At 72.2% G+C, this 26,395-nt stretch carries 19 protein-coding genes; 12 read left to right on the top strand and 7 right to left on the bottom strand.

Annotated features, from left to right (window positions below; genetic code table 11):
* Window positions 1–151 precede the first annotated feature (151 nt).
* Complete coding sequence (locus ABZX65_RS09330) at window positions 152–1,249, bottom strand: glycosyl hydrolase (RefSeq protein WP_355336488.1); 1,098 nt, start codon at window positions 1,247–1,249, stop codon at window positions 152–154.
* 568 nt (window positions 1,250–1,817) lie between these two features.
* On the opposite strand from ABZX65_RS09330, the gene ABZX65_RS09325 reads away from it, so the two are divergent.
* The 4 genes from ABZX65_RS09325 to ABZX65_RS09310 all read left to right on the top strand — a co-directional run bounded on the left by ABZX65_RS09325 (window position 1,818) and on the right by ABZX65_RS09310 (window position 7,389).
* Window positions 1,818–3,137 carry a glycosyltransferase family 2 protein gene (locus tag ABZX65_RS09325; protein ID WP_355336487.1) on the top strand — a complete coding sequence of 440 codons (1,320 nt, stop codon included), beginning with the start codon at window positions 1,818–1,820 and terminating at the stop codon, window positions 3,135–3,137.
* The gene (locus tag ABZX65_RS09320) at window positions 3,130–4,407 is read left to right on the top strand and encodes a glycosyl hydrolase (RefSeq protein ID WP_355336486.1); all 1,278 of its coding nucleotides are present in this window, start codon (window positions 3,130–3,132) and stop codon (window positions 4,405–4,407) included. Before ABZX65_RS09325 ends, ABZX65_RS09320 begins: the two co-directional genes overlap by 8 nt.
* Window positions 4,404–6,050 (top strand): glycosyltransferase family 39 protein, encoded by a 1,647-nt coding sequence (locus ABZX65_RS09315; protein ID WP_355336485.1) that lies wholly within the window; start codon window positions 4,404–4,406, stop codon window positions 6,048–6,050. The genes ABZX65_RS09320 and ABZX65_RS09315 overlap by 4 nt, the downstream gene beginning before the upstream one ends.
* 163 nt (window positions 6,051–6,213) lie before the next feature.
* Window positions 6,214–7,389, top strand: a complete 1,176-nt coding sequence (locus ABZX65_RS09310) for a glycosyl hydrolase (RefSeq protein WP_355336484.1) — start codon at window positions 6,214–6,216, stop codon at window positions 7,387–7,389.
* 103 nt (window positions 7,390–7,492) lie between these two features.
* On the opposite strand, the gene ABZX65_RS09305 is transcribed toward ABZX65_RS09310, so the two are convergent.
* Window positions 7,493–9,346, bottom strand: coding sequence for a discoidin domain-containing protein (locus ABZX65_RS09305; RefSeq protein ID WP_355336483.1), 1,854 nt, complete (start codon window positions 9,344–9,346; stop codon window positions 7,493–7,495).
* A gap of 273 nt (window positions 9,347–9,619) precedes the next feature.
* Here ABZX65_RS09305 and ABZX65_RS09300 point away from each other — a divergent pair, with 273 nt between their 5' ends.
* Entirely contained in the window at window positions 9,620–14,101 is a 4,482-nt protein-coding gene (locus tag ABZX65_RS09300; RefSeq protein ID WP_355336750.1) for a hypothetical protein, read from the top strand.
* Window positions 14,102–14,475: 374 nt separating this feature from the next.
* On the opposite strand, the gene ABZX65_RS09295 is transcribed toward ABZX65_RS09300, so the two are convergent.
* The 3 genes from ABZX65_RS09295 to ABZX65_RS09285 form a co-directional block, all read right to left on the bottom strand.
* Window positions 14,476–15,297: a helix-turn-helix domain-containing protein gene (locus ABZX65_RS09295; RefSeq protein ID WP_355336482.1), complete on the bottom strand. Its 822-nt coding sequence runs from the start codon at window positions 15,295–15,297 to the stop codon at window positions 14,476–14,478.
* Window positions 15,298–15,610: 313 nt separating this feature from the next.
* Window positions 15,611–16,000: an MmcQ/YjbR family DNA-binding protein gene (locus tag ABZX65_RS09290; protein ID WP_355336481.1), complete on the bottom strand. Its 390-nt coding sequence runs from the start codon at window positions 15,998–16,000 to the stop codon at window positions 15,611–15,613.
* Between the two features lie 108 nt (window positions 16,001–16,108).
* Window positions 16,109–17,326 carry a zinc-binding dehydrogenase gene (locus tag ABZX65_RS09285; RefSeq protein ID WP_355336480.1) on the bottom strand — a complete coding sequence of 406 codons (1,218 nt, stop codon included), beginning with the start codon at window positions 17,324–17,326 and terminating at the stop codon, window positions 16,109–16,111.
* A gap of 117 nt (window positions 17,327–17,443) precedes the next feature.
* Between ABZX65_RS09285 and ABZX65_RS09280 the strand changes: the two genes are divergently transcribed.
* Window positions 17,444–18,007, top strand: coding sequence for a TetR family transcriptional regulator (locus ABZX65_RS09280; RefSeq protein ID WP_355336749.1), 564 nt, complete (start codon window positions 17,444–17,446; stop codon window positions 18,005–18,007).
* Window positions 18,008–18,030: 23 nt separating this feature from the next.
* Here the strand turns inward: ABZX65_RS09280 and ABZX65_RS09275 are convergent, their stop codons facing one another.
* On the bottom strand, window positions 18,031–18,513 hold the full coding sequence (locus tag ABZX65_RS09275) for a helix-turn-helix transcriptional regulator (protein WP_355336479.1): 483 nt from the start codon (window positions 18,511–18,513) through the stop codon (window positions 18,031–18,033).
* A gap of 165 nt (window positions 18,514–18,678) precedes the next feature.
* Between ABZX65_RS09275 and ABZX65_RS09270 the strand changes: the two genes are divergently transcribed.
* Window positions 18,679–18,951, top strand: coding sequence for a helix-turn-helix transcriptional regulator (locus ABZX65_RS09270; RefSeq protein ID WP_355336478.1), 273 nt, complete (start codon window positions 18,679–18,681; stop codon window positions 18,949–18,951).
* Window positions 18,952–19,665: 714 nt separating this feature from the next.
* Here the strand turns inward: ABZX65_RS09270 and ABZX65_RS09265 are convergent.
* A complete protein-coding gene (locus tag ABZX65_RS09265) occupies window positions 19,666–20,112 on the bottom strand; it encodes a universal stress protein (protein ID WP_355336477.1) in 447 nt (148 codons plus the stop codon).
* A gap of 235 nt (window positions 20,113–20,347) precedes the next feature.
* Between ABZX65_RS09265 and ABZX65_RS09260 the strand changes: the two genes are divergently transcribed.
* The 5 genes from ABZX65_RS09260 (at window position 20,348) to ABZX65_RS09240 (ending at window position 26,177) form a co-directional block, all read left to right on the top strand.
* Complete coding sequence (locus ABZX65_RS09260) at window positions 20,348–21,148, top strand: VOC family protein (protein WP_355336476.1); 801 nt, start codon at window positions 20,348–20,350, stop codon at window positions 21,146–21,148.
* Between the two features lie 303 nt (window positions 21,149–21,451).
* Window positions 21,452–21,961, top strand: coding sequence for a signal peptidase II (locus ABZX65_RS09255; protein WP_355336475.1), 510 nt, complete (start codon window positions 21,452–21,454; stop codon window positions 21,959–21,961).
* Between the two features lie 431 nt (window positions 21,962–22,392).
* Entirely contained in the window at window positions 22,393–23,115 is a 723-nt protein-coding gene (gene uppS, locus ABZX65_RS09250; protein WP_355336748.1) for a polyprenyl diphosphate synthase, read from the top strand.
* A gap of 392 nt (window positions 23,116–23,507) precedes the next feature.
* Window positions 23,508–24,956, top strand: a complete 1,449-nt coding sequence (locus ABZX65_RS09245; RefSeq protein ID WP_355336747.1) for an oxygenase MpaB family protein — start codon at window positions 23,508–23,510, stop codon at window positions 24,954–24,956.
* Between the two features lie 72 nt (window positions 24,957–25,028).
* On the top strand, window positions 25,029–26,177 hold the full coding sequence (locus ABZX65_RS09240) for a hypothetical protein (protein ID WP_355336474.1): 1,149 nt from the start codon (window positions 25,029–25,031) through the stop codon (window positions 26,175–26,177).
* Window positions 26,178–26,395: the final 218 nt, after the last annotated feature.

Here is a 26,395-nt window from a genome sequence, read left to right as displayed (position 1 = left end):
GTCGACCTGCGGTACGGCACCGTTCTGGTGCGGTATGCGAGGATCTTCCGGGGGCCCCGTGGGAGTACTCATGGCCGGAGGAGTTCGCCTTTCCCGTCACTCATTTCGGTGAATCATAGCGTCAGACATGTACGCGGGGTGTCTTCTCCCCTTATTGGGGCGCATCGGGAGTGACCGGCCACGGGCTCAGGGTGAGGGAATCAAGTCCCTTCCGGAATGCGGCCTTGGTCTGCGGATTGACGTCGAAGCGGTAGTCGTACTGGCCGCCTTCGTCCACGCTGTGCTGGAACCACACGAAGCCGATCACATTGGGCGTCCGCTTGATCCAGCGGAAGAGGTCGGCGGTCCAGCCGGGTTGCTGCGGTCCCGGTGAACTGCCGGTCTCGCTCAGCAGGATCGGCTTGTGCGAGAACTTCGTGATCTCGTCCACCGTGGGCTGGATCACCTCGGTGGCCGTCTTCTCGCCGAAGCCGTAGCCGTCGACACCGATCCAGTCGACGTAACTGTCGCCGGGGTAGAGCGGCTTGAGCGGGACGCCGCGGGCGCCGCGGAGCGCGTTCGGGCTCCAGACCCAGATCACCTCGGTCGCGCCCACGGCCTGGAAGAGGTCGTGGATGTGCCGCCACGCCTTCACGTAGTCGCCCCGCGAGTTGCCGCTGTTCTTCTCGGACCAGGGGTACCAGTCGCCGTTCATCTCGTGCGCGAAGCGCAGGGCGATCGGCTGTCCCGCCGCTTTGACCTGGCGTGCGAATCGGATCACATAGGGGTCGAACGACCCCGACGCGATCTTCTTCAGTGAGTACTCCGGCTGGTCGGCGGCCCGTGACTTGGCGAACGGCTCCCAGGTGAGCAAGGGCACCGCGCCCTGTTTGTAACTGAGTTCGGCGTCGGCGGCGGAGAAATCCTCGTTCCAGCCCTGGTAGTACTCCAGCATTCGCGGGTGACGCCCCGACGCCACGGTCACGGCCGCGGTGGTCGCCCATGCCGGTGCGTGGAATGTCGCGACGCCGAAATAGACGCCTTTCGGATGCAGATACTCCGCCTTGCTCAGGGTTTTGGTGCGCGTCACGGCGTCTGCGGCGGATGTTCCGGAAGGCGTGGACTGTGAGGGATTGCCGGAGTCGTCGATGCGCTCCTGGCCTCCGGAGGAGCACGCGGCCAGCGGCAGCAGCAGGGCGCCCACGAGCGCGCCTGCCAGGGCGTTCACCAGGAAGGGCCGCCGCCGCGTCCCTCGTGTGAGCACATTCATTCCCGGCCATTCTGCTCGGCGAACCGTCACGGGAAGCATCTCATCAGACGAACCTATGGTCGTCTCTAGGTGTCCGGGCGGTCCGGGCGGTCCGGGCGGTGCGGCCGTGGCCGGTTCCACGAGCCGGGCCTCCGGGTCGGCCGGGCCTTCGCGCACCGAACCGGTGCGACGGCTGCACGACCGCACGACCGCACGGGCGCGGAGGCGGGGAGGCGCGAAACGGGGAGGCGCGAAACGGGGAGGCGCGAAACGGCGTTGGGACGGGGTGAGTCACGGGCGGGACGGCAGTGACAGCAGTCCGATGGACACAGGACCTACACGACTGTGACCGGGATTTCACCGCTCCGGTCGTTTGTCCAGGTAATTCGCCGCCGGGCGGAACGGACTTGTCATCGGGGTGTAACACAGCTCACGCGACAGGGCCGTTGTGTACGTGGCAGAGGCGTTACTCAAGGTGATCCTGTGAGGGACGCTAAGGTTCATATGATAAAAATCGTGTCACCACTTACGCTCTCTGCGGCACGCCGCCTTGTATGTGGCTCGGGGGAATCGGCGCGATAAGGAAGACATGCTGGCGTTCTTGCTGGAGATCCGTGAGTTGCGGCTCCAGGGGGTGGTGTACCCCTTCGCCGCCTTCATGGCGCTGATCTGGTTGCTGTGGCTGATCAAGGTCGTCCTCGCGCGTCGCTACAAGCCGTGGAAGCGCCCGTTCCAGACCACCACCTCCGTGATCATTCCGGTGGTGGACGAGCCCGAGGACCTCTTCCGCGAGGTCGTCGGCCGGATCATCGACCAGCGGCCGACCGAGATCATCGTGGTCATCAACGGCCGCCGCAACGAGGCACTTGAGCACATCTGCGACGACCTCGGCGTGTTCTGGCGGTGGACCCCCGTCCCCGGCAAGCGCAACGCGCTCAAGGTCGGCCTGGCCGAGTCCAGCGGCGAGATCGCCGTACTCGTCGACTCCGACACCATCTGGACCGCCAACACCCTCAGCGAACTGGTCAAGCCCTTCCGCGACCCCCAGGTCGGCGGGGTGACGACCCGTCAGCGCATCCTCCAGCCGAGCCGCACCGTGCTCACCCGCTGGGCGGACTGGCTGGAGAGCGTGCGCTGCCAGTACGCGATGCCCGCGATGAGCGTGCTCGGCACCGTCGGCTGCCTGCCCGGCCGCACCATCGCCTTCCGCAGCCACATCCTCTTCGACTGCATGGACGCCTTCCTCGGCGAGAAGTTCCTCGGCGTCTTCCTGGAGGTGAGCGACGACCGCACGCTCACCAACTACACGCTCAAGGCCGGGTACAAGACCGTCTACCAGTCCACGTCGCTCGTCTACACCGACGCCCCGCTCCAGTTGAAGAAGCTGGCCAAGCAGCAGTACCGCTGGGCACGCGGCTCGCAGTACAACACGCTGCGGATGATGCCGTGGATGCTGCGCAACGCGAAGATGCTCGCGCTGTTCTACTTCGCCGACGTCGCGGTCCCCTTCGTGCTGCTCGGCACCTTCGCCTCCTGGCTGATCGCCGCCTTCCACCGGGGCCGGCCCACCATCTACCAGGACCTGCCGCTGCCCGGCGACCCCACCAAGGCCCTGGTGCTGCTCCTCGCGCTGGCCGCCGTGATGTCGCTGTTCTCGCTGATGTTCCGCTTCGGGCGGCACTTCGCCTACCGGCCGCAGGACCTGCTCTTCCTGCCCACCTTCATGGTGATCAACACCCTGCTGCTGCTCCCCGTGCGCCTGCTCGGCTTCTTCCGCTGCGCGCACAACGCGAGTTGGGGCACCCGCGCCGACAGCTTCGCGGGCGAGAAGTCGCACAGCGCCCTGGTCCTGGTGCCGTACCTGATCGGCGGCCTCATGCTCGGGGGGTCGGTGATGATGAGTGTCTAGCCACAACGGGCCGGCCGCCAACCGGTCCGGGAGCCGGGCGGAGGCCAAGCGACGGCGCAAGAAGCCGTCGCACTGGTGGAGCCGCGGCACGGGCATCCGGCTGCGGATCTGGATGGCCGTCAACGCGGTCCTGCTCTCCGCGCTGTCCTACGGCGTCTACATGGCAGTCGTCTCCAACGCGGAGGGCACCGGCTACTCCGGACTCGGCGGTGGCAGCAAGAGCAACCCGGGACTGCTGGACCGGCTCAAGGGCAAGAGCGACCCGAACGTGCCGACCAAGCAGCAGTTCATGAAGCCGGACGGCATCTACTTCGGCGCGGCCACCGTCAAGGCCCCCTACGACGCCAAGGAACTGGACGAGTTCACCACCGACGACGGCGGCATCCGGCCGACCATGGCCTCGTTCTTCCTCGACTGGGAGCACGAGTTCAACCCGTACTCGATGACGGCGGCCTACGAGCACGGCACGCTCCCCGTGCTGACCTGGGAGCCCTGGGCGGGCGGGGTGCAGAATCCGGCGGGCGGCGTCATCCTCGACACGAACACCGATCAGCCCAAGTTCCGGCTCGGCAACATCATCAGCGGCAAGTTCGACGCCTACATCACCCGTACGGCCACGGCCATCGCCGACGCCAAGTGGCCCCTGGTGCTGCGCCTCGCGCACGAGATGAACGGCGGCTGGTACCCCTGGTCGGAGGCGGTGAACGGCAACAAGCCCGGCGAGTACGTGCAGGCGTGGCGGCACGTGCACGACCTGTTCGACAAGGCCGGGGCCACCAATGTGATCTGGACCTGGTCGCCGAACATCATCCGTCCGAAGCCGAAGGTGAAACTCCAGCCGTACTACCCGGGCGACGACTACGTCGACTGGATCGGCATGACCGGCTACGGCGTGCGCGAGAAGACCCCCGCGATCACCTTCGGTGCGACGGTCAAGCAGGTGCGGACCTTCGCCGACAAGCCGCTGATCATCATGGAGACCGGCGCGCAGATCGACAAGCAGCAACTGAACTGGGTCCGGGCCTTCTTCCCCTGGCTCCAGGCCCATCCGGACATCGTCGGCTTCATCTGGATGCAGAAGGACCGGGACACCGGCGCCCGCGCCAACTGGCGCTTCACCTCAAGCAAGGCCGAACAGCAGGCGTTCCAGGCCGGTCTGGCAACACTGCGGCTGGCGACCGGGCAGACGAAGACGTCGTCCGGTCCTTCACCGGGCGCGCCGCCGAGCGGTTCACCCGGCACCTCCCCGTCTTCCGGGAGCACCCCATGAACGAGCGGGAAGTGCTGAATCCCCACCCCGATCACCCCGACACCATTCCCATCTCGATCATTCCGCAGCCGCGGAACTCCCATCACGGCCAGGGCGAGTGGGAGATCCAGGACGACAGCACCGGGGACCGCCCGGCCCCGGGCGGGCGGGCGGCGCGCCGGCGGGAGGAGAAGCGCCAGGAGGAGAAGCGGCGCGGGATGGGCCGCGCCGCGATCATGCTGCCGCCGATGCTGGTGACGCTCGGCGCGAGCGGGTACCGGGTGGGTGCGGCGCAGGTCAGGGAGGACGAGGCGGCGACGTGGTGGGCGGCGCATCTGTCGTGGTCGGACCTGGGGCGGCTGCTGGACAACACCGATGTGGTGCTGGCGCCGTACTACGTGCTGATGCACATCTGGGTCTCGGCCGCCGGGAGTTCGCCCGCGATGCTGCGGGTGCCGTCGGTGGTGGCGATGGCGGTGACGGCGGGACTGCTGGCGCTGCTCGGCCGCCGGATGTTCGACGCGCCGACCGGGCTGGTCGCGGGGCTGGTGTTCGCGGTGCTGCCGGTGACGACGCGATTCGCGCAGGAGGCACGGCCGTTCGCGCTGGCGGCGCTGTCGGTGGTGGCGGGGGCGCTGCTGCTGTACCGGGCGCTGGACCACGTGGGCGCGGACCGGTGGGGCGGATACGCGTTCGGGATGCTGTGCACGGGGCTGTTCCACCCGGTGGCGGCCACGGTCGTGGTGGCGTATCTGCTGATCACGCTGGCCACCGAACGCCAGCGCACCGGGGCGTGGTTGGCGGTGACGCTGGTGCCGGTCGCGCCGCTCTTCGCGGTGCTGATGCTGGCGCGCGGCCAGAACCACCAGGACCCGCAGGGCGGCACCGACGTGCACGCGCTGCTGCGGCTGCCGCAGGAGCTGATCGGCTCGCAGCACGCCGCCCTCGCGGTGGGCGGCCTCGCGCTGCTCGGGGTGCTGCTCGGCCGCAGGAACGGCGTACCGCTGCTGGTGTGGGCGGTGCTGCCGCCGGTCGCGCTGTTCGGACTGCGCTCGTACGGCAACCTGTTCACGCCGTCGTACTTCGTCTTCACCGTGCCCGCCGTCGCGCTGCTCGCGGGCGCCGGGGTGTGCGGTCTGGCCAAGCTGCTGCCGGGCAGGGAGCGCGGGGCGGCGACCCGGCAGATCGTGCTCGGCGCGGTCGCCGCCGTCGCCGTGGCCGCGGTCTCGCTGCCGGCCTTCAACGGCCTGCGCACCGACCCGCGGCCCGGACTCCCCGACTACCAGGCGGCGTCGGCCTGGCTGCGGACGCAGACGCGCGGCGGCGACGGGGTCGTCTACAGCGGTGAGCTGGACAAGGCGATGCGGGGCACCGCGTACCAACTGCGCGCCGTGGCCGACCCGCCGGACGCGGTGTACGTGACGGTGTCGCCGCAGCGGGACGGTACGTACACCGGACAGCCGTGCTCCGCGCCCGTGGTGTGCACCAAGGACGTCCAGCGGATCTGGCTGGTGGCCACCGCGCCGCGCACGCCGTACGCGGGGATGACGGCCGACGAGGGGAGATTCCTCCAGACCGAGTACAAGGCGGGCACCGCGAAGGACTTCGCGGGCGGCCTGCGGATTACGCTGTTCGACCGGCTGCCGCGGAAGTCGGCGCGGTAGCGGGCGCGTTGGGCGCGCCGACCGGACCGGTCGCCGACGTGGCCGGTCGCGGGCGTGGCCGGTCGCGGACGTGGCCGGGCCCGAAGGGGGCGGGGCGCCGGGGGCGGGGCGCGCGGGGCGTTCAGGGAATCGTCGGGGGTACGGGTGACGGAGGCGGGGGAGCATGCTCGGGGGAAGACGCGACCGGTGGACGCGCGGAGGTCCGCTCGTCAACTGGCCGGGGCGGCTGTCCAGCCCCTTCTACGGCCAGGTCTGGAGCCGGGCGAAGTACGTCGTGCCCGCCGCGGTCCTCGCGCTGCTGATCGGGGTCGCCGCGCTCGCCTGGGGTGACGGCGGGGACGGGGGCGGCGACCGCAGCGCGGGAGCCGACCGGGCGGCCGACAGCGGCGTGGGCGACGACGACGGGGTGTCGACCATCGCGCCGGGGCCGCCGCGGACCGCCGTGCCCGACAAGGACGCCATCCGCCGACCGCCCGCCGGGACCACGTACTTCGGCGTCGCCAAGCCCGACGCGCCCTGGAATTCGGCCGTCCTGGCCGGAGTCGGCCGCGACGCGGGCGGCGTCACGCCCAACATGGTGGAGTACTACGTCAATTGGACCCGCGGCTTCGACCCGGACCCGGTCCGCGCCGCCTACGCCCAGCACGCCGTGCCCGTCGTCTCCTGGGAACCGTGGGCGGGCTCCGCGAAGGGCACCGAGCAGCCCTCGTACGCGCTGCGCACCATCATCGACGGTGCGCACGACCCGTACATCAGGTCCTTCGCCGAGGCCGTCAAAGCCAACCGCTTCCCGATCGCGCTGCGCTTCGCCCACGAGATGAACGGCCACTGGTACCCGTGGGCCGAGCCCAACGGCGGCAACAGACCCGGTGAGTACGTCGCCGCGTGGAAGCACGTCCACGACATCTTCCAGCAGGCCGGTGCCACCAATGTGATCTGGGTCTGGGCCCCGAACACGCTGCGCGGCGCGGACGACATCAGCCTGAAGTCCCTTTATCCGGGCGACGGTTACGTCGACTGGATCGGCCTCGACGCCTACGGGGTCGCCGAGAGCTCGGCGGGCGAACTCCTCAACCCGTCGGTGAACGCCCTGCGCGCGTTCACCGCGAAGCCGCTGCTCATCACCGAGACCGGCGCCCAGCCGGGCGGGCGCAAGGCCCCCTGGATCGCCAGCCTCTTCCCGTGGCTGGCGAGCCGCCATGACGTCATCGGCTTCATCTGGTTCCAGTACACCCACGCCGAAGGCGGCGGCTCCGACTGGACGTTCATGTCCAGCACTGCGGCGCAGGAGTCCTTCACGGCGGGAGCGAGGACGTTGCGGCTGGCGCAAGTGCCGTAACGCGTAGGGCTGTTGGTACGCGGGCCGCCCCCGGCGCGTGCACCGGGGGCGGCCTTGGACGTTTACGTGCTTACGTGCTCACGTGCGCACGCGGTCCTGAGGGTCAGGTGCCGAGCACCTGGAACTCCCAGAGCGAGTAGCCGTACTGCGTGGCGCGCGCCGTCCCGTACATCCGCACGTACCGCCCGGTGCCGGTGACGTTCAGCGTCTGATTGCCGCCGGTGCCGGTGGTCGTGGAGTAGACGTCCGTCCAGGTGGTGCCGTTCGCGGAGGTCTGGATCCGGTACGCCGTCGCGTACGCGGCCTCCCAGTTGAGCTTGACCTGGCTGACGGTGTGGCTGGCGCCGAGGTCGACCTGGAGCCACTGCGGGTCGCTGAAGGTGCTGGACCAGCGGGTGCCGGGGTCGCCGTCCACCGCGCTCGCCGCCGTGAAGCTGCCGTTCTCACTGGACGAGGCCGTGGCCGTCTTCCCCTGCGACAGCAGGGTGGGTGTGCCGGGTCCGCCGGGGTCGCCGCCGCCGGACGTCGGTGTGCCGTACAGCGCCAACTCGTACAGCGAATCGCCGTATTGGGATGTTCTGGCGGTCGCGTAGACCCGCACGTAGCGGGCCGTGGCCGACAGCGCGGTGTCCTGGATGTCGGCCGGACTGTTGTTGTTGGAGTAGACCGTCGTCCAGGTCGTGCCGTTGGCCGACGTCTGTAGCTGGTAGGCGGATGCGGCCGCCGCCTCCCAGACCAGACTCGCGTGCGTGAGGTTGTAGGACTGGCCGAGGTCGACCTGGACCCACTGCGGGTCGCTGAAACCGCTCGACCAGCGGGTGGTGACATCGCCGTCGGTCGCGTTCGACGCGGGGAACTGCGCGCTCTCGGTCGAGGAGGCCGTGGTCGGCTTGCCCTTGGCGATGTTGGTGCCGGTGCTGCCGGGCGCGGCCTTGTTGTAGACCGCCACGTAGTCGACGTTCAGCGAACCGCCGCTGACCGTGGCCGCGTTGGGGCCGCCACCGAAGGCGGCGGGGAAGCCGCCGCCGATCGCCAGGTCGAAGATGATGTAGAAGCTGTGGTCGACGGCGTTGGCCCACGCCGTGGCGTCCACCTGGTTGGAGCTGAGCGTGAAGTAGTTCGCGCCGTCCAGGTACCAGCGGATCTGCTCGGGTGACGTCGAGCGGTCGATCTCCACCGCGTACGTGTGATAGCCCGTCTGGCAGCCGGAGCAGGCCCGTTCACCGCTGCCGACGCCGCTGGACTCGTTGCACGCGCCGCCCGGATTCGTCCCGCAGTGCAGGGTGCCGAACACCGAGCTGCGGCCGTTGATGTCCTCCAGGATGTCGACCTCGCCGGAACCCGGCCACGGCACGCCCACGCGCAGCGGCGACCCCAGCATCCAGAACGCGGGCCAGTAGCCCGCGCCGTTGGCCGTGGTCACGTTCGGCTGCTGGATCGACGCCTGCATCCGGACCACGCCGCCCGGCTGCGCGCCGAAGCCGTCCGCCTGGGTCTCGACCCGTCCCGACGTCCAGCCGGTGTTCGGGTCCGTGCCCGAGTGCAGTGCCTTGAGCACCAGATGGCCGTTGCCGTCCTGGTAGACGTTGGCCGTGCTGTTCGTCATCGTCTCGATCTCGCCGGTCCCGAAGGTCCAGCCCTCACCGGCGTCGTAGCGCCATGTCCCGGTGTCCAAGCCGGTGTTGGCGGCGCCGTTGAAGTCGTCGCTCCAGGTGGTGGTGAAGCCGCTCGGGGCGGCGGGGACGGCGTTCGGCTGTACGGCGGCCGGTTGTGCGGCCTGTCGCGTGGCCTGTTGTGCCGCCGTGGTCCGGGTCGCCGTCTGTGGGGAGACGGTGCCCTTTCCTACGGCGGACGCCGACGCCTGCGGCGAACCGGCCAGCGCCACCGCGGCCATCGCGCTGACGGCGACTAATCCGACGCCCAGCCGTTTCCGCAAGCGCTTGTCTCTCATCGACATGCCTGCTCCTTGTGTGGGGGGTTGCGTGAGAGCGCTCTCTCCACGCGAGAGTCGGCCTTGCCCCAGCCCCTGTCAAGGCTTCCGGCAACGTTTACGGAGCCGTCCGCGCGCCGTACGGGAGGAGGACGGTGCCCGGCCAGGGAGGTATGCGGCAGCGGTGTGCACCCAGTGCAATTCCGGGCCGTGGCCGTCCCCGCGGGGCGCGGCTCTGCGTAGCGTGGCAGCTCTGTCCGTCGAGGGGAGTGCGCGGTGTCGGGACGTCCGGAGAAGGAGATGGCGCCGGGCGACGACCCGGTACGCCAACTGGCGCGCGAGCTGCGCGACTTGCGGGAGGCGGCGGGCAAGCCGACGTACCGGACGATGGCCAGGGGCGCGGGTTTCGGCGCGAGCACGCTGTCGCGGGCCGCCTCCGGCGAGACGCTGGCGACGCTGCCGGTGGTCCTGGCGTACGTCCGCGCGTGCGGCGGCGATCCGGCCGACTGGGAGCGGCGCTGGCGTGCGGCGGCCACGCGGGCCGCGGGGCCGCGGGACGCCGAGGACGGCGACGATCCGGCGCCCTACCGGGGCCTGGCCCGGTTCGAAGCGGGCGACGCCGACATCTTCTTCGGCCGCGACCGCCTCACCGACCGCCTGCTGGAACTCACCGCCCGCCGCCGCTTCACCGCCGTCTTCGGCCCCTCCGGCAGCGGCAAGTCCTCCCTCCTGCGCGCCGGCCTCATCCCCCGCCTCCAGCAAGTCGCCGACCCCGCCACCCGCCCCGCCGCCCTCCGCATCCTCACCCCCGGCGCCCATCCGCTCCGCGACCACGCCCCCCACCTGACGCCTGCGGCGAGCTCCACGTACGACCCTGCGGCCAGCACCGCGGGCGGTCCGGCCCCCGGCCCGGCGGGCGGTCGTGCGACGGGTACGACGGCCGATCCGGAGGGTGGTCCCGCGACCGCCTCGGCCGCGAGTGCGGCGACGGATTCGCCCGGCGGTCGGGCGGCTGGGCTTGCGGCTGGATCGGGGCCTGGCCCGGTGGGCGGCCCGGCGACTGGGCACGTGATCGGCTCCGAGCCCAGCCCGGAGGGCGGTCGCCCTGCCGGGCACGCATCCGGTCCGGCGTCCGGCTTGGAGGGCGGTCGTGCGACGGGTACGACGGCCGATCCGGAGCGAGGCCCGGAGGCCGGTCTGGCGGACGGGCATGCTTCTGGTCCGGTGACCGCCTCGGCCGCGACCGCGGCGCCGGATTCGTCCGATGGTCGCGTGGCTGGGCTTGCGCCTGGTTCGGGGTCCGGCCCGGTGGGCGGTCCTGCGGCTGGCTACGGGGCCGGTCCGGCCCCCGGCCCGGCGGGCGGTCGTGCGACGGGCACCGCTGGTTCGGCGGCTGGGTACGCGGCTGACGCGGGGTCCGGCTCGTCCGGCGGTACGGCGGCTGGGCATGTGACCGGCTCCGAGTCCGGCCCGGAGGGCGCTGGCGCGGCTGGCTTCACGGCTGGTACGGCGATCGGCGCGACCGGCGGTCGGGGGGCTGGTCCGGGACTTGGGCCGGTGGGCGGTCGGGGGGTTGGTGCGGGGTCCGGTGCGGAGGGTGGCGGGGGGGATACGTGGCTGATTGTGGATCAGTTCGAGGAGCTGTTCACGCTGTGTGCCGACGCGGCGGAGCGGGAGGGGTTTATCGAGCGGCTGTTGGCCGCGGCGCATCCGGCGGGGCGGACGCGGGTGGTGATCGCGGTGCGGGCGGACTTTCTGGGGCGGTGTGCGGAGCATCCGCGGCTGATCGGGGCGTTGCAGGACGCGACGCTGCTGGCGGGGCCGATGGACCGGGACGAGTTGCGGGAGGCGGTGGTGCGGCCGGCGCAGGCCGCGGGGCTGATCGTGGAGCGGGCGCTGTCCGCACGGGTGGTCGCGGAGGTCGTGGGGGAGCCGGGCGGGCTGCCGTTGATGTCGCACGCGCTGCTGGAGACGTGGCGGCGGCGCGCCGGCCGGGCGCTGACCGAGCGGGCGTATGACGAGGCCGGTGGTCTGCACGGCGCCATCTCCCGTACGGCGGAGGACCTTTACCACCGGCTCACCGCCGAGCAGGCGGCCCTCGCGCGCCGCGTGCTGCTCCGCCTCGTCATGCCGGGCGACGGCACCCCCGACACCCGCAGACCGGTGGCCCGCGCCGAACTCGCCCTGGGCGCGGACGACACCGCCGTCGTCCTGGACGAGCTGGCCAGGGCCCGGCTGATCACCGTGGACGACGGGACCGTCGACCTCGCCCATGAAGCCCTCATCCAGGCGTGGCCACGGCTGCGGTCCTGGATCGACGCCGAGCGGACCCGGCTGCGCGTGCACCGTCGGCTCACCGACGCGGCGGTGATGTGGCACGAACTCGACCGCGAGCCCGGCGCGTTGTACCGGGGCTCGCGGCTCGCGGCGGCCGAGGAGGCGTTCCCGGCCGGGGAGGCGTTCCCGGCGGCGCAGGCGGACGGCGGACCCGACGAACTGACGCCCACCGAAAGGGCGTTCCTCGACGCCAGCACCGCTGCCCGCCGCCGCGAGGAGCAGGCCGCCGCCCGAACCACCCGCAGACTGCGGGCGTTGACGGCGACCCTGTCCGTACTCCTCGTGCTGGCCGTGGCGGCCGGGGCGACGGCGTGGACGCAGAGCCGCAGCAACGAGCGGCAGCGCAGGGCCGCCGACGCCGCCCGGCAGGTCGCGCTGTCGCGGCAGCTCGCCACCACGTCGGACGCGCTCGTCGGCTCCGACCCCGAACTCGCCTCGCTGCTGGCCGTCCAGGCGTATCGCGAGAGCCCCACCACCGAGGCGGTGGTCAGCCTCGAAGCCGCCGCCGCGCTGCCCCTCAAAGCCGTCCTGCGCCCGCCGGACCGCGAACACGACGTGGAGTCACTGGCGTTCAGCCCGGACGGCCGCACCCTCGCGACCGGCGACAGCGCGGGCACGGTGATCCAGTGGGACGCGGCGGGCGGCCGGGTCCGCTCGACGGTAGGCCACCCGAGCGCGGGCGCGACCGCGCTGGCGTACGGCGCGGACGGCCGCACCCTCGCGATCACCGGCTGGAAGGGGGAGTTGGACCTGCGCCCGGTGTCCGCCGAGGGCGGCCGGGGGGCCAGGACCGTGGCCCTCGGCACTGAGCCGCCGCTGGACTGGGAACTCGGCCCCGACGCCCGCACCGCCGTCACCGCGGACCGCGGCGGCGCGATCAGGCTGTGGGACGTGGCGACCGGCCGCGACCGGCGGATCGTCACCAGCCGCGAGAAGATCCCGGGACCGGTGGCGTTCTGCGCGGGCGGGCGCGTCGTGGCGATGTCCGACGCCGGGCGGATCCGCGAGTGGGACACCCGGACCGGCCGCCCGCTGGCCGACTTCGCCGCCAGGTCGCAGGCCCACGAAGTCCCGGACGACGGAGGGGACTTCCTTGACCTCGCGTGCGGCCCGGACGGCCGCAGCGTGGCCACGGGGGACTTCGCCGACGGCAAGGTGCGGATCCGGGACGCGGCGACCGGCCGCGTACGCGCGGTGCTGTCCGGGCACGCGGGCCAGGTCGGCGCGCTGGCGTTCAGCCCGGACGGCCGCACCCTCGCGACCGGCGGCGACGACCGGACGGTACGGATCTGGGACGTGGCCACGGGCAGGGCCCGTGCGGTGCTGTCCGGTCACACGGGCACCGTCCGCGCGCTCACCTTCAGCCCCGACGGCCGCACCCTCGCGACGGCGGGCGCGGACCGCACCGTACGGCTGTGGGACGTGACGAACGGCCCCGCCGTCCTGCCCGGCGTCGCGGCGGCGGCCTTCGGCGGCGGTGGCGTCGTACTGGCCGGAACGGACGGCGGACTCCGGCTGCGCGACACGGCCACCGGACATGTGCGCGTCCTGGCCGGTCCGTCCCCGGGACCGCCGCCGGTCGCGGTCGCCGTCACCAAGGACGGTCGCGCGGTGGCCAGTTGGGACGGCGACGGCTCGGTGCGGCTGTGGGACACCGTGTCGGGGCAGGTCACCGCCACCCTTGCGGCGGCCGGGAACGCGGGCGGCCTGGCGTTCAGCCCCGACGGCCGTACGCTCGTCATCGCCGACTACGACGGCCGGTTGCGGCCGTGGGATGTGCGCGCGCACCGCTTCCGTACGACCTTCCGGGTGTGGATCGCACCCGGCACGGGACCCGTCTTCGGCCCGGACGGCCGGATCGTGGCCGCGCAGACCGTGGACGGCGCGGTCGCGCTCGTCGACCTGGGCACGGGGGAGACCCGGTCCATCCTGAACGGCGCTCCTGTGCACGGCAGTTCGGGCAGCATGCCCATGGTGGACTCGGGCGTCGCTCTCAGCTCGGACGGGCGCACGGCCGCCGTCGGCACCTGGGACGGCCACGTCCTGCTCGCCGACCTGACGACCGGCCGCACCCGCGCGCTGGCCACCGGCCGTACCGCGCCCGTGACGTCGGTGGCCTTCACCCCCGACCGCCGGACCGTCGCGGCGGGCGACTGGGACGGGCCCGTGCACCTCCTGGACGTGGCCACCGGACACGTGCGGGCCACCCTCACGGCGGCGCCCCGCTCCGCAACCGACCTCGCCTTCGGCCCCGACGCGCACACGCTCCTCGTTCTCGACCCGCAACAGACCGTGCGGCTGTGGGCCGTTGACCTGCCGGACCCCGCGGCTGCCGTCACCGCCGTCTGCCGCGCGGTCGGCCGCGACCTCACCCGGCAGGAGCGCGGCACGTATCTCCCCGACGAACCGGCCCGCCCGGTCTGCGGCACCACCACGGCCCGCTGAGGCCCGCCCGGTCTGCCGCACCACCGCCCGCTGAGGCCCGCCCGGTCTGCCGCACCACCGCCCGCTGAGGGCCGCGCCGCGCGGGCCCGGCATTGCGCTCTCGGTCAACTCCCGTGCGCACAGGGCCGATGACGGGCGGCTCGGTCCCCGGCAGACTCGGTGGCCCGGCGCACGGGGGAGGGTGCCCGGGGCCGGTGGGCCGAGAGCGCGGCGCGCGGTGCGGGTCGTCAGTGGCGACGACGATCGGGGAGGACGACCGCAGTGAGCCGCGATGGGGGCAGGGGTCGCGCCTCGGCCGACCGGTCAGGTGGGGGCGGGGAGTTCGGGCGTACGGTCGCCCGCTCGGCGGGCGTGTGCGGGGGCGGTGTGGACGCTCACGCGCTCAACAGCCGCCTGCGGTAGGCGCCGGGCGCGACGCCGTACTCCTTCTTGAAGGCACGGCCGAAGACCGCCGCGTCCGGGAAGCCCCACCGCGCGCAGATCCGGTTGACGCTGCGGTGCGCCATCCGAGGGTCGGCCAGATCGGCCCGGCAGCGGTCGAGCCGTTCGGCGCGGACGTGTCCGCCGACCGTACGGCCGCCGTCCTGGCGGAAGAGGTGGTGCAGGTAGCGCACCGAGATGTGGTGCGCGGAGGCGATGGCGGCGGGCGACAGCCAGGGCGCGGCGAGGTGGCGGTCGATGTACTCGCCTATGGCGCAGCGGAGTTCGAGGGTGCGGGACGCGGGTACGGCCGCCGGTTCGGCGAGCTGGGCCAGGAAGGCCGTGGCCAGGCTCAGCGCCGCCGAGCCGAGGCGCGCGCCTTGCGGGGCGAGCACCGAACCGGCCGCCTGGTCGGCGAGCCCTTCGACGTAGTGCGCCAGCAGCGCGGCGGGTCCGGTGTCGGAGGGGAGCGGGCGCGCGACCAGGTGCCTCAGCGACCTGGCGGGCACCGGCACCGCCTCGCGCGGCAGGTGCAGCACGATCGCCCGCCCTCGCGGCGCGGCGGACTCAACCGCCCTGACGAGCAGCGGCCGTGAGGGCTCCCACAGCCCCAGCTCGCCGGCCTCCAGCCGCGTACCGGCCCGGTCGCGTTCCGCGTCCCCGCCGAGGTCTCCGCCACCGGTCCGGCCGACGTTCGCGGCACCGTTCCCGGCAACGCTCAGGTCCCCCCGGTCCACCCCGTCCGCCCTGCGCAGCGTCAGCGGCCCCTCCGACACCAGCGCCAGCCGCCAGTGGTCGACCCCCGGCCCAGGCCCATGCCCCGGTCCACGTCCAGGCCCCTGCCCAAGCCCAAGCCCAAGCCCCGGCCCCGATCCCCGCCCCGGCCCCGCCCCCGGCCGTACGGTCAGCGGTCCCGGCGGGCGCACCACCGTCAGCCAGACCTGCCCCAACTCCCATGCGTACGGACGTGCTTCGTCCATCGGCGGTGCTGCCCTTCCGCGACGATTCCCGCGGACCCCGTATGCGACGCCCGCGAGATTGATTCCACGGCAGCGCGCATTGATGGGCAGCCCCCGCCCGCCGGGTGAATCAATTCCGTTCGGGGCGGCGGCCGTTCGCCGGGAACGTCTCGACCAGCTCTTGCGGCGCGGCCTGCTGCCACGAGTCGAGCAGGATGTCGTACAGCTCGCCCTCGTCCTCGAGCGCCGCCAGCCGCGCCCGTACCCACGACGAGTGGGCCTCGTGCGCGGGCACCCAGAACTTCTCCGGCTCCGAGGCGATCAGCTCCGCGCGCTCGTGCCGCGGACAGCGCACCGCGAACGACGTCCCGTCGTCGGGCACCGTCACATACATCCGGCGGCCGACATGGAACGTGGGATGTCCCCACAACTCCTTCTCGACGGTCCCGGGCAGCCCGAGCGCCACGCGCCGCACATCCCCGCTCCCCAGCACTGCCCGCCGCCCCACGACTCTCCCCATCCCGGCTCCGTCCGCGTGCCCGCGCGCCCGCCTCGCTCGAACGCACCCAATTCCACCACGGCGGGGCGCGCGTGCGGGGGAGGCCGCCGCCCGGCACCGCGGGCGGCCCTACGGGTGCAGCACGATCTTCCCCACGTGCCCCCTGCGGGCCAGTTCCTCCTGCGCCCGCGCGGCCCGCGCGAGCGGGAACGTCGCCGCGACGACCGGCCGGACAGCGCCCTCGCGCGCCAGGTCCATGAGGAGCCCGAAGTGCGCGGGCGTGTGCATCGAGGAGCCGATCACCCGCGCGTTGTGCAGATACAGACGGCGTACGTCCAAGGTGACGCCGTACCCGCCGAGCGCCCCCGCGACCACCCACCGGCCGCCCTCGCGCAGCAGCGGCAGGCACGCGCTCACCAACTCCCCTGCGACGACGTCGAGTCCGATGTCGATGCCGTCGGGGGCGGCGGCGCGGATCTGCCCGGCGACGTCCCGCGCGCGGTCGATGACGACGTGCGCGCCCGCCGCGCGGACCGCGTCGGCCTTGGAACCGCTGCTGACGGCGAGCACCTTCGCGCCGCGCGCGCGGGCGAGTTGGGTCAGGGCGAGGCCGACGCCGCCGGACGCGCCGGAGACCAGGGCGGTTTCGCCGTCCCGCAGCCCGCCGCGCTCGATCATGCCGAGCGCCGTGCCGTACGCGGTCGGCAGCGACGCCAACTGGTCGTCCGTGAGCGGGGATTCGGTCATGTCGTGCACGCGGCCGACCGGCGCGGTCACGTATTCGGCGTAGCCGCCGTCGCGTTCGCTGCCCATGAGGCCGATGGGATTCGCGTCCTGGCGGTCGGAGTCGTAGACGGCCGGGTCGATGACGACGCGGCGGCCGAGGAGGCCCGCGTACGGGTTCGGCTCCGCGGCCGTGCCCCGGGCCGCCGCCTCGGCGGCGTTCCCGGCGACCGCCCGCGCCGTGTCCCCGGCGACCGCCCGCGCCGTATCCCGGTCAACCACAGCGCCCCCGTCGAGGCCAGTGCCCCCTTCGAAGCCAGCGCCCCCGTCGGCGGAGACGTCCTCCCGTGGCCCGACCGCCACGACCCGCCCGGCCACGTCGGCCCCCTGGATCCGCGGAAAGTCGATCGGCCCGCGCCAGCCCGACAGCGCCGTCGCGTCCTGCGGGCTTCCGTACGCGCCCTCGCGCGTCCACAGGTCGGTGTTGTTGAGCGCGACGGCGGAGACCTCGACCAGCACCTCGCCCGCCCCCGGGGCGGGCACGGCCACCTCCACCGCCTCCAGCACCTCCGGCCCGCCGTGACCGGCGATCCGTACCGCACGCATGGTCCCGGGCACGCTCATCGCTCCACCGTCCTCCTGAGTACACTGATCTGTGAACATTGACCCACGGTACACCGATCAGTGAAGGGGGGTCCGATGCCGGAGGTCCAGGAGACGGAAGCGGGCGACGTACGGCCCATGACCGCCGCGGGCCGCCGTATCGCGGCGGCTGCCGAGGAGCTGTTCTACGGGCGCGGGATCACGGCGGTGGGCGTGGACCTGATCGCCGAGCACTCGGGCGTGACCAAGCGGACGCTGTACAACCAGTTCGGCTCGAAGGACCAGCTCGTGGCGGTCTACCTCGGCGAGCGCGACCGGCGCTGGCGGGCCCTCGTCCGCGCCGCCGTCGACGCCTGCGACGACCCCGTCGAGGCCGTCACCGCGCCCTTCGAGGCGCTGCGGACCTGGAGCGCGACCAACACCCGCGGATGCGCGTTCATCAACGCCCTGGCCGAACTCCCCGACCCCGCGCACCCCGCACACCGCGTCGCCGCGGACCAGAAGCTCTGGCTGCTCGGGCTCTTCGAGCGCCTCGCCACCGCGGCGGCCTGCGCGTCCCCCGCCGCCCTGGCCACCCGGCTCCTCCTGCTGCACGAGGGCGCGCTCGCCACCCAGCCGCTGCCGCTCGACACGCTCGCGGAAAGCGTCGCTCTGGCACGGGAGTTGGTACGGGCGAGCGCGCCGTCCTCCGGCGCGGCCTGAGCGCCGACGGGTGAAGTCGGCTGCTAGCCAGGGGCCTTGGGCGTGAAACCGTCCGGGTCCTGCGCCAGCAGCCCGTGCACCCGGCCGACGAGGCTGCTGTCCTCGGACGGGCTCAGCCCCTCGCGCGCGGTGCGGAGCACGGCTTCCACCAGGTGCCAGCGCTCCTCCAGGCGGTCGTACGCGCCGGAGGGGATGGCCGAGGCGGCGTCGATGTCCCGCTTGCGGGCCGTGAGGTCGCGCAGCTCCTCGGCGGCGTCGGGGCGGCCGACGTCCTCGAACTGCTCCGGGCGTACGCCGACGACATGCGCCATCCGGGCCAGCGTCTCGTCACGGCCGCGGACGGGGACCGGTGTCCCGTCGACCGACTGGTAACCGCTGACGATCTGCCGCCACCGCGTGTCGCTCATGCCGGCTCGCCGCGAGGCCTCCCGCTGGGAAAGGCCGGACGCCGCGAGCGCGACCTTGATCAGCTCCCCCTCGGGCGGCGCGTCCGGGCGCTCAGTCATGCGGCGAGCTTCGCACAACTACGCATTATGCGTCCAGCGATACGGCGAAGAGGGGCGGGTATCGGCCGGTCTGGCCTGCGCATATGCGCGGCGGCAACGTGCGCAGGTGTGCGTAGTTCCCGATAAATACTTGTGCTACGCGCTACTACGCGCTAGTTTTTGCCCATGTCGCACCGCACCCGGCCGAGCAGGCTCCATCAGGAGCCCGAGGCCGTCACCTGGGCGCGGGAGAAGTCCGGGCTGACCAAGCGGGCGCTCGCCGACCAGGTCGGCATCTCGGAGCAGCTCATGGGTGAGATCGAGTCGGGCTGGCGCAGTGCCACCCCCGCCAATCTCATCAAGATCGCCGATGCGCTGAACTGCCCGCTCGTCGTCCTGGAGCGCAAGCGCCACGCGGGCGCGGTCCGTACCGCCGCTCCTGAGGGCGCGGCCGAATGAGGCCGGGGGGCGCACGCCGCGGCCGGATGAGGCCGGGGCGCGCACGTCGCGGCCGAATGAGGCCGGGGGGCGGACGCGAAGGAACGCTCGACGCGTGGATTGGCATATGCCAAAGTCGTGCGACTCGCGGCCCGCGGGGCCGGGGCGGCACATCATGAGATGAGTACGCGGAGGCCGCCGCCGCATCCCACGAAGACGGCCCCCGCCCAGCCGGATTACCGGTCGTTGACGTGCTGATGGATCCAGACGGCAATCTGGACGAGCCACCAGCCCATGCGTAATCGATCGGTAGTCCGCAGCCTCTTCGGCCTGCGGTGACGCGCCACTGCACTGCTCCTCTCTCCGTACACCGCCGAATGCGATGTACGGAGAGGGCACCAGCGTCCAGGCGCCCGGCTGACGGTCAGGTTACGCGGCCGTACTCTCCGTGTCCGGCGGTCGGTGAATTGCCCCGCTTGACCGTTTCTGCCGGTGCCTTCGCTTGTCTTCCGGTGCCGCCGCTTGTTGTCCTCCGGTGGCGCCGCCTGTCCTCCGGTGCTGCCGCCTGCCCTCCGGTGGTGCCGCTTGTCCTCCGGTGGCTCCGCCCCCGTCCGCGTACGGCTTCGGGCGCGGCTCCGCGTAAGGCTCCCGGTACGACGCTGCCCGCCGTCCCCGGCCGGGTGCGGAACCGGGGGTGGCGGGCAGTGGGGCGATCCGGAAAGGGGAAGGGGCAGGTCAGGCGGTGGCTCCGGCCTCGCTGTGGACCAGCAGGACCGACACGGGAGACGACTTCGCGACGGCGCGGCTGACGCTCGGGTGCAGAAGCGCGGAGATGCCGCTGTAGTGGCCGGGGCCGACGGCGATGAGGTCGCTGCCGAGGGCTTCGGCGCGTTCGACGAGTATCGCGGCCAGGTCCTCGGTCAGGCCCTCGTCCACCTCGCCGTCGGCGGTGATGCCGTCCGCGCGCAGCCGTGCGAGCGCGTCGTCCACGACCTTGCGGCTCTCGGCGCTCTCCTCCACCGGCACCACTGTGCTGGTGATCCCTCCGGAGATCACCTGCGACGGCCGGATGTGGATGACCTGCACCGTCCCGCCGGTCAGCTTGGCGAGCGCCGACACCGCGTCGAGGACGGCACTGCCGTGGGCCGAACCGTCGACAGCGGCGAGGATCTTCTTGTACATGGGGTCAACTTCCTTGTCCGAAGGGGTCTCACGGGAGGTGCGGCCTCCGTACTCCCTCAGCCTCCGGCCGCCGGGCGCGCATTCCCGGAACGGTGGTGACCATGGCCACTTCGTGCGTTTCCGCTTTCCGTCGCCCGTCACCGTTGCCTCGCCGTGCGGGGAGCGCGAGGACTGACTAGCGTGGAGACGTACGTAAGTGACGTACGTCACATTCGTGGGGACGGAGTCGCGGGTCATGACTGATTTCCCGGAAGGCGCACCGTGCTGGGTGGACGCCATGTTCGTGGACCTGGAAGGGGCCAAGCGTTTCTACGCCGACGTGCTGGGCTGGACGTTCGGGGAGAGCGCGAGCGAATTCGGCGATTACGCGCAGGCGTTCTCGGACGGGGAGGCCGTCGCGGGCGTGGTCCCGCCGATGCCGGGAGAAGAGGGGAAGTCGGCCTGGAACCTGTACTTCGCCACCCCGGACGCGGCGGCGACCGCGGAGAAGGTGAAGGCGGCGGGCGGCGAACTGCTCATGGAGCCCATGCAGGTGGGCCGGCTCGGCACGATGGCGCTGGCCAAGGAGCCGACCGGCGCGGCCTTCGGGCTCTGGCAGCCGGATCAGCACAAGGGCTTCGCGAAGGTGGGCGAGCCGGGCGCCTTCTGCTGGGCCGAGTTCTTCACGCGCGAGCCCGACGTCACGGACGCCTTCCTGACGAAGGCGTTCACGTACTCCGCGCAGCAAATGACCGACGCCGGGGTGGACTTCAAGGTCTTCAAGGTCGGCGGCAGCCCGAATCCGGTGCTCGGCCGCATGACCATGGGTGACGAATTCCCGCCGGAGGTACCGGCGTACGTGAACGTCTACTTCGCGGTCGGCGACTGCGACGCCGCCGTACAGAAGGCCGTCGACCTCGGCGCCACCCTCCGCTTCGGCCCGATGGACAGCCCCTACGGCCGGTTCGCCGCCGTCACCGATCCGCAGGGCGCGAACTTCTCGGTCATCGACACCGCGCGGACGGTGGGGGAGATGCCGGAGCAGGCGGAGGCGTAGGGGTTTCGCCGTCGCTTGTCCGCCGGGCCAGGGTGGCACGGGCGGGGCCGGGCCGGTCCCGGGGGCGTACGGGCGGCAGGTCGGCGCGGGGCCGGACCGGTCTCGGGGGCGTGCGGGCGGCAGGTCGGCGTGGGCGCGGGGCCGGGCCGGTTGCGGGGGCGTACGGGCGGCAGGTCGGCGCGGGCAGGGCCGGGCCGGTCCCGGGGGCGTACGGGCGGCAGGTCGGCGTGGGTGCGGGCCGGGGTTTCGGCGGGCGGCCACGTACGCTCGATGGGGGACGGGGCTGGGATCGGGAGGTGTGCGGTGCGGCGTACGTACCTGCTGTGGGCGACCGCGGCCGTCGGGCTCGTGGTGGACCAGACCACGAAGGCCGTCGCGGCGGTCGTGGTCGAGGGGCACGAGGCCAGCCACGCGTTCGGCGGCGCTGTGACCTTCACCGCCATCCGCAACTCCGGCGCGGCCGGTTCCTTCGCACCCCGCGCCACCCTCGTCTTCACCTTCCTCGCCCTCTGCGTCCTCGTCTTCATCGCCCGCGTCGCCCCCGCCGTCCGCTCCACCGGCTGGGCCCTCGGCCTCGGCTTCCTCTTCGCAGGCGCCGGCGGCAACCTCGCCGACCGCCTCTTCCGCACCCCCGCCTTCGGCCGCGGCGCCGTCCTCGACTTCATCCAGGTCGGCAACGGCGGCATCTTCAACCTCGCCGACCAGTGCGTCACGGCCGGCGCCCTCTTCGTCCTCGTCCAGGCCTTCCGCGGCGTTCCGATGCGCGCCGCCAAATCTCCTGCCGGAGAGCCGGACGCGGTGGGCAGCGCGTAGCCCCCTGGCGGGTCGCCATCTTGACGCGCGTCCCGGTCTGGACGCGGGGCCGTCCTTTTGCGGCCTCTTGGCGCGGCTTCTTGGCGCGGCCTCGCCTTACGTGCCACGTATGTCCTGGTCAGGGAGCAGGGAGCAGGGAGCAGGGAGCAGGGACCAGGGGGTCAGGGAGCCAGGCGGCGCTGTCTCCGCGCGCCCCGGTGTGCCTCCGCCCGCGTGTCGCGGAGGCAGGGAATCGGACTGGCGTGCCATGGGTGAATATGCGCGGATCGGGATGTGCCGGAGGCCAAGTGCCAGGACGCTGTGAGGTGTTGATCCAATTGCGGTGACGGTGACGGCCGGGGGCACCTGTGACGGTGGAGCGAGACAGCGGCACTTCGGTCGTATGGGACACCGGAGTCCGCGTGGGCAGACAGCCGCGACGGGCCACGTCACTGACCCCGGCCCCGCGGCACGTCGCGTGTGTGATGGACGGGAACGGCCGCTGGGCGGAGAGCCGTTCGCTGCCGCGGACGGCGGGCCACCGCGCGGCGGAGACGACGGTGATCGACGTCATCGAGGCGGCGCGCGGAGCCGGGGTGGAGTGGCTGAGCCTGTACGCGTTCTCCACCGAGAACTGGAGCCGCCCGAGCAACGAGGTCGACTACCTGATGCGCCTGGTGCGCCGCGTCGTACGCAAACACGCGGCACTCCTGCACGCGCGCGGCATCCGCTGCCGCTTCCTCGGCGTCGCCGACCCGAGAATCCCGGCCCCGCTGGCCCGCGACTTCGCCGACCTGATGACACTCACCCGCACGAACCGCGGCATGACCCTGACCGTCGCGTTCGACCACGGCGGACGCGGCGACATCGTCGAGGCAGCCCGCTCCCTGATCCGCAGCGGGGTGTCCGCCGACGCCGTGGACGAGAGCCACTTCGCCGCACACCTGCCCTTCCCCGACACACCCGACGTCGACCTCGTGATCCGGACCTCCGGTGAACAGCGCATCTCCAACTTCATGCTCTGGCAAGTCGCTTACGCGGAATGGACCTTCCCCTCGGTGCTCTGGCCCGACTTCCGCGCGCCGCACTTCCTGGAGTGCCTGCACACGTACCAGCAACGCAAGCGCCGCTTCGGCGGCGTGCCGCCGCACGCGAACGGAGAGTCCCGCACGTGACGGAGACAGGCAGTAGCAGCAGCATCAACCGGCCTTCCAAGCGCGTGCGTTCGCGGGCGGCCGGGGGGACCGGGGCGACCGGGGCGGCCGAGGCGGTCGGCACCGTGAAGCCGGACGCGGCGAAGCGGAAGGCGGTGAAGCCGCGGGCCGTGAAGCCGGACGTCGTCGAACCGCTGGCCGTCAAACCGCGGGCCGTCAAACCGCGGGCCGTGAAGCCGAAGCCGGTGCAACCGGTGAAGCAGGCGAAGCCGAGAGCGTCGAAGCCGGACGCCGTAGCACCGGACGCCGTAGGACCCGACCCCGTAGCGCCCGCCGCCGTAGCACCGGACCCCGTAGCACCGGACCCGGCCAAGCCGCCCGCAGGGCCACCTCCGGCGGCGCCCGCCCCGCGGATCGAATCCCTCTTCGGCCCCGACTCCCAGTTCCACCGCTTCTTCAACGACCCCCGCTGGGGCCTGGCGGTGATCAGGGCGACGGTCCTGGAGGCGGCGCACCCGCAGATCGGCGCGGCCCTGGCCGACAACTCCACCTTCGTCGCGCACCCGTGGCGGCGGCTGCGCAACACCCTCGTGAGCCTCCAGCGGATGTTCGGCGCGGACGACGCGGTACGGCAGCGGGAGGCGGCGCGCCTCAACCGCCTGCACGCGCGGCTCAACGGCGCCGACGCCCGGCACCGTCCGTACGACGCGATGGACCCCGAGGTCCGCGCGTGGGTGGTCGCGACGCTCTTCGAGAGTTCGGTCACGATGTGCCGGTTGAGCGGGCAGCCGCTCGACCAGACGACGATGGAGCAGCTCTACGCCGAATTCCAGGCGTTCCTCGGCGCCTTGGGGGACCCGGCAGGTCAACTGCCCCCCACACTGCCGGAGTTCTGGCAGTACTTCGACCGCATGGTCGAGGAGGAGCTGGAGAACACCGAGGCGCTGCGCATCATCCTCTACAAGCTCTTCGACCACCTCCCCGCGCCCCCCCTGCTGGACGGCCTGCCCACCGTCTGGGCGGCGGGCCGCGCGCTCGCCGGGCCCGTCATCGGGCAGATCACCGTCGCGTCCCTCCCCGAGCCCTTCCGCCGCCGCGCCGGTCTGCCCGAGATCCCCGGCGCCCAGACGCTGATGCAGGGCGCCTACATGGCCGCCGGCCTGGCCCGTTTCCTCCCCGAGGGCTGGATCAGGACCGAGACCCTCACCAACCTGATGGCCCTCACCTCCGACAGCGACGACCCCGCCTACGCCACGGTCACCGCCGTGCGCGACCGCATGAAGCAGGCGGGCGCCTTCATCCGCCTCGTCACGCCCTTCCCCGCCCAGCGCGAGTCCGCCGACGAAGGCCCCACCTCCCCCGGCACCTCCACACCGGGCGGATCGCTGCGCAGCGCCGACGAGTTCTTCACCGAAGTCCTCGACCAGACCGGCGACGGCTTCCTCGACTGGCCCGATCTCGCCGCCATGGCGCGTGAGTTGTCCTCCCGCCTCGACCTCGACGAGCCCCAGGAGACCAAGCTCTACAACGCCTACGCCGACTGGTGGCGCGAACTCCAGTCCGCCCTCGACACCGACGGCGACGGCCGCGTCAGCAGAGCCGAATACACCGCCGCCGCCCCCACCCTCGCGGGCCCCGCCCTCATCCGCGTCGCCGAAGTCCTCTTCGACGTCACCGACAAGGACGGCAACCAGACCATCGACGCCACCGAATACCGCGCCCTCTTCCGCACCGCCTTCACCCGCACCGTCCCGGCCACCGCCTCCACCTACACCCGTTCCGCCTTCATCACCGACTTCCTCACCTTCATGTCCGCCCGCCACCGCTCCACCCCCTACGACCCCCTCCTCGCCGACGCCTGACCCCGTTCCGGCCCCGGGGCTCATGGACTGTGGTATTCGTGGCCGGTCGACCTCAGAGGGGCGGGGGAGCGGATGACCGATCAGTCGGTGTTCGTGCTGGGTGCGGATCTCCAGGCTCTTGAACCGGCCGGGTTCGAGAGCGAAGCCGAGTTCCAGGAGCTTCTCGCGCGGCATCCCAGGGTGCTCGACTTCGGTTCGCTGGCGGACGGTCAGCCGCTGCGGCTGGTGCTGGTCGCCCGGGAGATGGCCGTGCCGACGAGCCCGGACGGTGGTTCGGCGTACTGGCTGGACCACCTCTTCGTCGACGCGGACGGTGTGCCGACGCTGGTGGAGGTCAAGCGCGCGAGCGATACGCGCATCCGGCGTGAGGTGGTGGGCCAGATGCTGGACTACGCCGCCAACGGCGCGCGTTACTGGCCCGCGGCACTGCTTCAGCGTTCCTTCGAGGAGACCTGCGCCGCCGACGGCCGGTCGCTGGAGGAGGCGTACGGGGAACTGCTCGGTGCCCGCGCGCCGGAGGACTTCTGGGCGACGGTCGAGGAACGGCTGGCCGCCGGGCAGATGCGTCTGCTGTTCGTCGCGGACCGGATCCCCCTGGAGTTGAGGGCGATCGTGGAATTCCTCAACCGTCAGATGCGGCAGACCGACGTGTACGCGGTCGAGTTGACCCAGTACCGGGGCAGCGGCGACGTCCGCGTCCTCGTGCCGCGCATCCACGGCGAGGTCGCCACCGCGGCCAAATCCCCCTCCGGTCGCCGTACCGCGCAGCGCACCACCCGCGCCGACATGGACGCGGCGATACGGACCCGCCTGTCCCCGGAGCCGGGTCTCATCGCGACCGCCGTGCTCGACCACGCTGCCACTCTCGGCCGATTGGTGAGCGGCACGGCCAGGTACCTCAGCATGTCCGGCTACTACCCGATCGGCGGTAAGCAGGTACCGATCTGGACTGTGTCGCTCTTCGACGACACCGGCAAGGCCGAACTCGCCTTCAACTTCACCTCGGTCACCCATCACCTGGGCCTGGAAGCGTCCGCCGCCTTCGCCGACTCGCTCTCGGCCGTCCCCGCGCTCACCGAGAAGCTGCGTGCGTTGCGCACCAAGGGCTACACCGGCTGGCCGACCGTCCCCCTCACTGCCCTCGCCGCCGACCCCGCCTCGACAGAGGCGATCATCAACGCGATCCAACACCTCATGGACGCCCACGAGCCGTCGGCCTGACCGCCCCCCGGTCAGCCGGGGTCGATGCGGTGGACCCGGGGCGGAGTGGGGGGATGGGTGGGGGTGTCAGGGTTTCAAATACGTTTCAATTGAGTGGGGTTGATGCTTTGTGGTGGGGCTCTTGACCTTCGGTGGGTGGCCGCTTAGGTTCGCGGCCACGGACTTGAAACGATTTTTTCGTGGGCGACGCGTGGGGTCGACGCATGGGGAGATCGTGC

The sequence above is a fragment of the Streptomyces sp. NPDC003300 genome, assembly GCF_040610915.1.
Lineage (GTDB): Bacteria > Actinomycetota > Actinomycetes > Streptomycetales > Streptomycetaceae > Actinacidiphila.
Note: the sequence above shows the minus strand (reverse complement) of the source record. Positions and strands in the feature narration are given on the sequence as shown.